Below are 482 nucleotides of genomic sequence, written 5' to 3' on the forward strand. Positions count from 1 at the left end.
GGTTCCAATGGATTCTACACCGGCAAAATCTCCGGCTTTTTGCAGTTGTCGATAAGCCTGGATTTTACTAATGGGTTGATTTCCTTTTCGAGAAGGAAATAACCAAGTATTTTCTAAGGTTTGGGCATAGGGGTTCTGTTGCAAAGTTGAAAAATAACCGAAAATAATGAGTATACGATACATGTTCTTGTATATTTTATAATGTTTATTCGGAACAATTGTATTTTCATTCTATATTTTTGGGGGCGTTTAAAACTTTGCAACAGACCCCCTAATCGCTCTCCTTGCTGGATGTTGATAGAAGCGTTCCAGTCCTTGTCTGCAAAAAAATGCACTCACATTAGAGTGAGTGCTCTGAAAAAGGTTGAAACTCCTCCATGGGAGTACAGTCTTTATTAGGAGAGTTTCTACTAGAAACGTATCTTTAATTTATAATGAATACTACAAAATCTAATCAAAAAGTACATGATTTTACAAAAAAA

1 pseudogene is annotated in these 482 nt (G+C 35.3%); it reads right to left on the reverse strand.

Annotation, left to right across the window (positions count from 1 at the left end):
* A pseudogene (locus HRG09_RS28685) lies at window positions 1–129 on the reverse strand (tyrosine-type recombinase/integrase); the annotation flags it as partial.
* Between the last annotated feature and the right edge of the window lie 353 nt (window positions 130–482).

Source organism: Bacillus sp. Xin1 (assembly GCF_013314535.1).
In the GTDB taxonomy this organism is placed as follows: domain Bacteria; phylum Bacillota; class Bacilli; order Bacillales; family Bacillaceae_G; genus Bacillus_A.